We start from the raw sequence: 9,189 nt of genomic DNA on the forward strand, positions 1-9,189 counted from the left end.
ATTTGGGCAGACATCGGCAGGGAAAAACGGAAAGGTTAGAAATTTCCCATTTCCCCGTGACTCACATGCCGACACCACCCCCAGCCCGCCTCCTCCGGCCCATCTTCCCCCACCCCAAACCATCCCTCTGACCGCCCCCGGCATACGTAGTGGCTGAATTTACGTTTTAAGGACGTTTGGCAGGCGAGATGTTGAATTTAGTGCTATAGCGTATTTTTGACATCAATTGTTAGTTTTCTATTTCTGGTATTTAACTGCACACTTTTCTTGCTGCTCTCTCAATGCTTTTACCTTTATATCTCTATATCTCTATATCTCTATATCTCCATATCTCTATATCTCTTTATCTTTTCTTTTTTAACTTTTTAATCTTTTCTTCTTTTATTTCTTTTCTTTTTTCCTTCTCTTCTATATTATCCCCACTCTTATCTTTTTCCCACAATTCAGAAGCCTTTCATTTAACTTCCGCCTGCCAATTACGTAGTCCCCCGTCCCTCCCGCCTTCTCCGCCGGGGCCGGCAGGGGCGTTGGCGAGGGGCTTGGGAGAGGTGTTTGGTTCACGGTTTTGTCCTCTCTTTTCCCGGTACGGCCGCCGGCTGTTTGCCTCCTTTGCAGGTGCGGCGGGGTGTTTTGGGCTCCATTGGAAAAAACGGTGATATTTCTTACAGCCCCGGAAAGCCGGGATTACGCCGCCCTTAGCAGCCTGTCTGACGAGCGGCAGCCGGCTGAAAGTCGCTGCGCGAGGAGTTTTGGCTGCGTTGGCGGAATTCTGGTTTTCCGGGACTGTTAGAAATACCCCGTTTTTGAGACTGGAGCCCAAAACACCCCGCCGCACCTACAAAGGAGGCAAACAGCCGGCGGCCATACCGGGAGAAGGGAGGGCAAAACCGGGGACCAAACACCTCTCCCAAGCCCCTCACCAACGCCCCCTGCCAAACCCCGGCGGAGAAGGCGGGAGGGACGGGGGACGCCCTCATTTCCCACCAGAAAATTTTACAAATTAATGGATTGACATTTACCAGGAATAAAGTATAATTGGTATCAGCGTCTTGTTTAGTGTTGGTAAACTTTTAGTTTATTATATGTTGTTTAGGAAGGCGGCAGCCGATTATGAAAATAGGAAACAAGTTAAAGGAACTGCGGATTCAGAAGGGGCTGACCCAGGAGGAGCTTGCTGACAGGGCGGAGCTGTCCAAGGGGTTTATCTCCCAGCTGGAACGGGATCTGACTTCTCCGTCAATCGCCACGCTTGTGGACATCCTGCAGGTGCTGGGGACGGACCTGAATGAATTTTTCAGTGAGAAGACGGAAGAACAGATTGTGTTCAGTGCAGTGGATTATTTCGAGAAGACGGATGAATCCTGTAAAAATAAAACGGAATGGATCATTCCCAATGCCCAGAAGAATATTATGGAGCCAATCAGGCTCACTTTGGAGCCGGGCGGCTCTACGTATCCCGATAATCCCCATGAGGGGGAGGAATTCGGGTATGTTTTAAGCGGCAGCGTAACCATCCATATCGGAAAGCGCGCCATCCGGGCGAAAAAAGGTGAATCCTTTTACTTTACGCCCAATTCCACACATTATCTGACTGCCAGTGAAAAAACCGGGGCGTCTCTCATTTGGGTGAGCAGCCCGCCCAGTTTTTAAGGTACAAGGTTCCCATGGGAACCGGATTATTTTAACCGCACAGCGGAGAAACGGAGCATACACATGAGCAACAGACTGATTGATTTGCAGCATATTACAAAATCTTTTGGTTCCTCCACCATCCTGGACGACATGAGTCTTTATATCCGGGAAAATGAGTTTCTGACTCTGCTGGGTCCCAGCGGATGCGGTAAGACTACCACTCTGCGTATCATAGGCGGCTTTGAAACGCCGGATAAGGGGCAGGTTCTGTTTGACGGCAAGGATATTACCAATCTTCCGCCGAACAAAAGGCAGCTGAATACTGTTTTTCAGAAGTATGCTCTCTTCACTCATATGAACATTGCGGAAAATATTGCTTTCGGCCTGAAAATCAAGGGGAAAAGCAAATCCTATATTAACGATAAGATCAAGTATGCGCTGAAGCTGGTGAATCTGGACGGTTATGAGAACCGTATGCCGGATTCTTTAAGCGGCGGCCAGCAGCAGCGTGTGGCGATTGCCCGGGCGATTGTAAACGAACCCAAGGTGCTTTTGCTTGATGAGCCTTTGGGGGCGCTGGATCTGAAGCTGCGCCAGGATATGCAGTACGAGCTGATCCGCCTGAAAAATGAACTGGGCATCACTTTTATTTATGTCACTCACGATCAGGAGGAGGCCCTTACCATGTCCGATACCATTGTGGTCATGAACCAGGGCTATATCCAGCAGATCGGTACGCCCGAGGACATCTACAATGAGCCGGAAAACGCTTTTGTTGCGGACTTCATCGGGGACAGCAATATTTTTGACGCCGTTATGGTGCAGGATAAGCTGGTGCAGATTCTGGGGGCAAAATTTGCCTGCGTGGATACGGGCTTCGGTACCAATAAGCCGGTTGACGCTGTTATCCGTCCGGAGGATGTGGAGCTGGTTGCCCCGGAAAACGGCACGATCCAGGGTGTGGTTACCCATCTGATTTTCAAGGGTGTCCATTATGAAATGGAGGTTACTGCCAATGGCTTTGAATGGCTGGTTCATTCCACCGGCATGTTCCCTGTAGGAACTGCTGTGGGAATCCGTGTGGATCCCTTCAATATCCAGATCATGCATAAGCCGGAATCTGAGGATGAGGAGGCCGTAGCTGTCGATGAATAAAAAATTACATAAATTACTGTATTCAGGTCCCTACCTGTTCTGGTCCGCTGCCTTTATCATCATCCCTTTATGCATGGTGTTTTTTTACGGGCTTACGGATAAAACGGGGGCTTTTACCTTCGCCAACGTTATGGCCATCGCCAGCGCCGAGCATTCCAAGGCCCTGTGGCTTTCCATCGGCCTGTCCTTAATCAGCACGCTGATCTGTTTTCTGCTTGCTTACCCGCTGGCCATGATCCTGGCGCATATGAACGTGAACCAGCACAGCTTCATCGTACTGATTTTCATCCTTCCCATGTGGATGAATTTCCTGCTGCGTACGCTTGCCTGGCAGACCCTGCTGGAAAAAACGGGTGTGATTAACTCCATCCTCTCCTTTTTCCATCTGCCGTCCTTAAATATTATTAACACGCCGTCGGCCATCGTGCTGGGCATGGTTTATAATTTTCTGCCCTTCATGGTGCTGCCGATTTACAATGTGCTGGTGAAAATCGATCCCAACGTGCTCAACGCCGCCAGGGATTTGGGCGCCAGCGAGCTGCAGACCTTTCTGCGCGTAACCTTTCCGCTGAGCCTGCCCGGCGTTATCAGCGGCGTTACCATGGTTTTCGTTCCCGCCCTGACCACATTTGTCATCAGCAACCTGCTGGGCGGAAGCAAAATCCTTTTAATCGGCAACGTCATTGAGCAGGAGTTCACCCAGGCCGGCAACTGGCATCTGGGCAGCGGTCTTTCCATCGTGCTGATGATTTTCATCATCATCAATATGGTGGCAACCTCCATATTTGATAAGGAAGGAGAAGGCCAGACATTATGAAAAAAACGATTGCGCAGAGAATATATATCGCCCTTATTTTTATTTTCCTGTATGCCCCTATCGTCACGCTGATGGTCCTTTCCTTCAATGCCAGCAAAACAAGGGCCAAATGGGGCGGTTTTACTTTGAAATGGTATTATGAGCTGTTCCAGAACAGCATTATATTGGAAGCGCTGTACAATACGCTGCTGATAGCCTTTCTTTCCGCGGCCATTTCCACCTGTATCGGAACCGTCGCCTGCATCGCCATCAACGGCATGAAAAAAAGGAACCGCGCCATTATGATGGGAATCACCAACATCCCCATGCTGAATGCGGAGATCGTGACCGGTATCTCCCTGATGCTCCTTTTTATCAGTATGGGGGTAAGGTTCGGCTTCGGCACCATATTGCTTTCGCATATTACCTTTAACATTCCTTATGTTATTTTAAGCGTCATGCCCCGTATGAAGCAGCTCAATCCCAGCACCTTTGAAGCGGCCATGGACTTGGGTGCTTCCAGGACAAAAGCCTTTTTCAAGGTGGTCTTCCCGGATTTGCTGCCCGGCATCCTCTCCGGCTTCCTTATGGCTTTTACCATGTCGCTGGATGATTTCATCATAACGCATTTTACCAAAGGCCCGGGAATCGATACCCTGTCAACCAAGATTTATACGGAGGTTAAAAAAGGGATTAAGCCGGAGATGTACGCGCTTTCCACCCTTATTTTTGTGGCTGTGCTGCTATTGCTTCTGTTGGTGAACAAAGCGCCTTCCAAACGGGAAAAGGCGGCATAGCGCTCTGAAAACACGTAGACTGTGATCCAACATCTTTACTTTTGAGGAGGAAACCAAAATGAAAAAAACCGTTGCCCTGCTGCTCACCCTGTCCCTGGCTGTCCTTCCCCTTACGGCCTGCGGCTCTGCTTCTTCTTCCGGCTCCAACGGGGAAGTCGTTGTTTACAACTGGGGAGAATACATAGATCCCGATACCATCTCCATGTTTGAGGAGGAGACGGGAATCAAGGTAATTTATGATGAATTCGAAACCAATGAAATCATGTTTCCCAAAATTGAGGCCGGCGCATCCAAATATGATGTTGTCTGCCCCTCCGATTACATGATTAAGAAGATGATTGAAAATGATCTTCTGGCAGAGATCAATTATGACAATGTTCCTAATGCCAAAGCAAATATCGGCCAGCAGTACTGGGATATGTCAAAGGAATTTGATCCGGAAAACAAATATTCCATTCCTTACTGCTGGGGCACCGTGGGTATTCTTTATAACAAAACCATGGTGGACGGGCCTGTTGACAGCTGGTCCATCCTGTGGGATGAAAAATACGCAGACAATATATTAATGCAGGATTCTGTCAGGGATGCCTTTATGGTAGCCTTAAAGTTGAACGGCTATTCCATGAATTCCGTCAATCCGGAGGAGCTGAATGCGGCCAAGGAGTCCCTGATTGCCCAGAAGTCTCTCGTTCAGGCCTATGTAATCGATCAGGTGCGTGACAAAATGATCGGAAACGAAGCCGCCATCGGTGTTATCTATTCCGGCGAGGCTATTTTTACCCAGCGTGAAAATCCTGATTTGGAGTATGTCATCCCCAAAGAAGGCACTAATGTATGGATCGATTCCTGGGTTATCACAAAAAATGCGCCGAACAAGGAAAACGCGGAAAAATTCATTGACTTCATGTGCCGGCCCGACATTGCGCTGAAGAATTTTGAATACATCACCTATTCCACTCCCAATGATGCCGCAAGGGAACTTATTGAGGACGAGGATATCCGCAATTCCAAAATTGCTTTTCCCACGCTGAGCGATTACAGTAATCTGGAAACCTTTACTTATCTTGGCGAGGATGCAGACGCTCTTTACAATGAGCTCTGGAAGGAAGTAAAATCCAGCTGAAACATAAAGCCTGAAGCCATCCGGAATTTTCCGGACAGCTTCAGGCTTTTTGGGAAAGGAAAGATGAGCCGGGGCTGATACCGTCTCCCTCTTTACCGCTTTACATCACCAGGCCGAAAAGCTGGAGCACCTGAGCATTGATAGTGCCATCCACCACCAGGCCGTATTTGGTCTGGAACTGAATCAGCGCCGCCTGGGTCTGCACATCGTATATGCCTGTGGGAGCGCAGCTGCAGCCATAAAGCGTCAGAAGATTCTGCACCTTTACAATAAGCTCCGTTGTCAGGGCAGGAACGACTGTCTGGGGCGTGCCGGCCTGCAGATATGGATACTGCGGATTGAAAAGCATCTGCTGGTTTGCCGCCTGTTGGTTCATCAGGACTGCCTGCTGGTTCAGCTGAGCCGCCTGTTGGTTTAAGATCGCTGCCTGCTGGCTGTAAAGCGCTGCCTGCTGGGCCGCGGCATACGCCTGCTGGGCGGCAGTCAGCGCTGCCTGAGCCTGGGCGACAGCCTGTCCTGCGGCTTGCAGTTGGGCCTCCATATTCTGTCTTTCCGCCTGCAGCGCCTGCTGCCGGGCCACTGCCTGGGTCAGCTGCTGATTTGCCAGGGCCACAATCTGCTCCCAGCTTCCGGCCGGCAGTCCGGCCGCCGTATTCAGGCCGCCTGCGTTTGCCGCAGTGTTATATGGATACGCGCCGCTTAACAGCAGCTGGTAATAATACTCCTCCGTTGTCTGCTTTTCCGAAGCTTTCACGGTTCCGGCGGGAAGCATGGCCAAAAGGATGCCTGCTGCCAGGCCGGCCAGATATATCTTCTTTTTCATAGGCTCATTCCTCCTTGTTTTGCAAAGCAAAATGCAATTTCTTTAGAAATTTGTCCTCTGACGAGCAGAGGAATTTCCTCCTTGTTTTACGGAGCAAAATGCGAGTCCCTCCGGCGAACAGAGGAATTTTCTCCTTAATCTGATCCTATTATAGTCGATATGGCCGGTCAAGTAAACGAAACTTTACATAATCGGTCAACCTGGTCTGGACATTTGCAGGAATACATGGCGGCAGCTATTTTACCCATCTGCCTCGCTCAGTTCTCCGTCTATGATATTGACAATCCTTCCCGCTGATTTTGCCACATTCAGGTCATGGGTAATCATGACTATGGTATGCCCCATGCTGTTGAGCTTTCCGAACAGCTTCAGAACCTCCTGGCCGCTGGAGCGATCCAGCGCGCCCGTAGGTTCATCCGCAAGAAGTATGGCAGGCTCTCCCACCAGCGCTCTGGCTATGGACACTCTCTGCTTCTGCCCGCCAGACAGTTCGGAGGGTTTGTGGCGCAGCCTGTGGTCAATTCCCAGAAGCCGGATAGTATCCATGCATTTTTCCTCAGCTTCTTTGGAGCCCATGCCTCTTACCACCAGCGGCATAATAATATTCTGGAGTATGTTATAGGTGGGAATCAGCTGATAATTTTGGAATATGAAGCCGATTTCCTTATTTCGCACATCATTCAGTTCCTTTTCCGTCATTTCATGAATGGCATTGCCATCCAGGAAATATTCCCCGGAGTCCGCAATATCCATACAGCCTATTATATTCATCAGCGTGGTTTTGCCGGAACCGGAAGGCCCCAGTATTGCTACAAATTCTCCTTTTTCCACACGAAAGCATACATCACGTAGGACCGGGACCTTCTCTTCGCCCAGCATATATCCTTTATTGATGTTGTTCATGCAGATCATAACTTCTTTTTCATCCGGTTTTCTGTTTACTTCTCTGTTTTCTTTGCAGTCTGCCATGTTTTCTTCTTTCCTGCCTCCCATTTTCCTGCCCTTTTCGTCCGGTACGAAGCAGCTTCGCCCCGCCCTGATTGCTGATGCTTTTTTGTTTTCCAATGCACCTCTGCCCGTGTCCGCCTGTCATGATACCACCCATATTTTCAGAATATTATCGGTTCCTTTCTCCAGCAGGAGCGCGATGATGTTTCCTGCGGACAGACGGGAAAAGGTGGTTTCCACGCCAAGTTTTGTTATTACCTGTGTGCCTGCCGGAATTTCAAAGCTTCTTGTTTCACCTGTATCCGTAAAGGCGGATACGCTTCCGGCGTTGTTTCCTGTGCTGCTCTTAGTGCTGTTTCTGATGCTGTTTCCACCTTCGTCCCTACCGTTGCCCATGCCGCCGGCTCCATCCGCCGGATAGCCGCCCTGCATTCCCTGAGGCGTTTCATCCGACATATCTGCCGGCATTCCCTGGGGCATTCCATCCGGCATATCCCAGGCCCCATTTTCCCGGCCGGAATTTTCCTGTCCGACATTACCGGGTTCGACAGCATTTTGTCCGGAAACGTTCTGTCCGGCGTTCCCGGATCCGGATGCAGTTTCCGCCATAATGGACACATCAATATCATTCCCCACAATATTGTCTATTTGGGCATAGATAATCTCCCCGTTTTCCCCGGCTTCTATCACAACCGCGCCTTCAGCGGCATCCGCATTGCTTTTCTGCCAGAAGAAAAAGCCGCCTGCCGCCGCCAGAAGCCCGATGCAGGCGGCCGCCGCCAGGACCTTTTTTCCGCCTTTTTTCTTATTGCCGCATTTTTCCTTTTCCATCTGTTTCCCTCCCCTATTCATGGTTCAAAGCCACCACCGGAATCAGATTGGAGGCCTGATATGCCGGATAGAAACCGAAAAGGGTTCCGGTAAGCACGCCGAATACCAGTGACAGCACCGCGCCATAAGCAGATAATTCCACCCTTACTCCAAAATGCTCCAGGACGGGGGTAATCCCGAGAGCCAGCATGACTCCCAGCACCGCGCCCACCATGCTGGTACAACTGGCTTCCATCAAAAATTCCACCAGTATATCCCGTTTGCAACAGCCGATAGCCTTCAGGATACCTATTTCATTGGTTCTTTCCTTTACCGATACGAACAGGACGTTCATGATGCCGATACCTCCCACAATAAATACAATGACCGCCATACAGATAAGAAGCATCGTCAGGGTATCGTTGGATTTGGATGCCGCCTCCATCTTGCTCCCTGCGTCGGAAATCGTAAATTCCGCATTGGGATAGCTTTCAGCCAATACCGCCTTCACATTGGTGATAACGGTTTCCACTTCATTTACATCCTCTGCGATTACTGTAACCGTCGGACTGACGCCGGAACCGGACAGATATTTGATTCCTGTGTTATAGGGAATAAAAATAGCGTCATCCGGGCTGATTCCGGAGGCCACGGTTCCCATTTCACTGAGAATGCCGCTCACCTTATAGGGCCTGTTATCAATATAAACCGTACTGTCATAAGCATCATAGACGCTGCCGAACACAGTCTTTGCCACATCAATGCCCAATATGCATACCTTATCCTTATAACTGTCGTTTTCCTCTGTCAGGAAATCTCCCAGCGCCATTTCCAGGTTGCTTATCCGGGCATAATTGCTTTGCACGCCTGCAATCGTATACGTCGCACTGCTTTCCAGCTCACCGCCATCCACCGATGCTGTCGTCGAAAAGCTCATGGTGGCGTTCTCAATTCCCGGCACAAAGGTTTCCAGATCCTCCATATCCTCCGAAGAAAGCGTAATCCGTTCAGTGTTGCTCCTTCCTTCCTGTTCCATCATGAACATTCCTCCGGAAGGTATCCCTTCGGAGGGTATACCACCGCCGGCGGGCGCTCCGCCGCCGAA

The 9,189-nt window shown here is 49.9% G+C and carries 9 protein-coding genes; 5 read left to right on the forward strand and 4 right to left on the reverse strand.

Translation table 11 applies throughout. The annotated features are described in order from the left end of the window. The first annotated feature begins 1,110 nt into the window (after positions 1–1,110). The 5 genes from HMPREF1548_RS11700 (at position 1,111) to HMPREF1548_RS11720 (ending at position 5,503) form a co-directional block, all read left to right on the forward strand. A complete protein-coding gene (locus tag HMPREF1548_RS11700) occupies positions 1,111–1,650 on the forward strand; it encodes a helix-turn-helix domain-containing protein (protein WP_021636323.1) in 540 nt (179 codons plus the stop codon). 63 nt (positions 1,651–1,713) lie between these two features. Then, positions 1,714–2,787 carry an ABC transporter ATP-binding protein gene (locus HMPREF1548_RS11705; protein ID WP_021636324.1) on the forward strand — a complete coding sequence of 358 codons (1,074 nt, stop codon included), beginning with the start codon at positions 1,714–1,716 and terminating at the stop codon, positions 2,785–2,787. Further along, on the forward strand, positions 2,780–3,604 hold the full coding sequence (locus HMPREF1548_RS11710) for an ABC transporter permease (protein WP_021636325.1): 825 nt from the start codon (positions 2,780–2,782) through the stop codon (positions 3,602–3,604). Before HMPREF1548_RS11705 ends, HMPREF1548_RS11710 begins: the two co-directional genes overlap by 8 nt. Continuing rightward, complete coding sequence (locus tag HMPREF1548_RS11715; RefSeq protein WP_021636326.1) at positions 3,601–4,380, forward strand: ABC transporter permease; 780 nt, start codon at positions 3,601–3,603, stop codon at positions 4,378–4,380. Before HMPREF1548_RS11710 ends, HMPREF1548_RS11715 begins: the two co-directional genes overlap by 4 nt. Before the next feature lie 58 nt (positions 4,381–4,438). Continuing rightward, positions 4,439–5,503, forward strand: coding sequence for an ABC transporter substrate-binding protein (locus HMPREF1548_RS11720; protein ID WP_021636327.1), 1,065 nt, complete (start codon positions 4,439–4,441; stop codon positions 5,501–5,503). A gap of 100 nt (positions 5,504–5,603) precedes the next feature. Here HMPREF1548_RS11720 and HMPREF1548_RS11725 read toward each other — a convergent pair whose 3' ends face one another. The 4 genes from HMPREF1548_RS11725 to HMPREF1548_RS11740 form a co-directional block, all read right to left on the reverse strand. After that, on the reverse strand, positions 5,604–6,326 hold the full coding sequence (locus HMPREF1548_RS11725; RefSeq protein ID WP_021636328.1) for a peptidoglycan-binding domain-containing protein: 723 nt from the start codon (positions 6,324–6,326) through the stop codon (positions 5,604–5,606). Between the two features lie 240 nt (positions 6,327–6,566). Further along, complete coding sequence (locus tag HMPREF1548_RS11730; protein ID WP_021636330.1) at positions 6,567–7,391, reverse strand: ABC transporter ATP-binding protein; 825 nt, start codon at positions 7,389–7,391, stop codon at positions 6,567–6,569. 24 nt (positions 7,392–7,415) lie between these two features. Further along, positions 7,416–8,105, reverse strand: coding sequence for a hypothetical protein (locus HMPREF1548_RS11735; protein ID WP_035321897.1), 690 nt, complete (start codon positions 8,103–8,105; stop codon positions 7,416–7,418). Between the two features lie 13 nt (positions 8,106–8,118). Beyond that, the coding region (locus HMPREF1548_RS11740) for an ABC transporter permease (RefSeq protein WP_021636332.1) at positions 8,119–9,189 on the reverse strand (1,071 nt) is incomplete at its 5' end.

It is taken from the genome of Clostridium sp. KLE 1755 (assembly GCF_000466465.2).
GTDB lineage: Bacteria > Bacillota > Clostridia > Lachnospirales > Lachnospiraceae > Eisenbergiella > Eisenbergiella porci.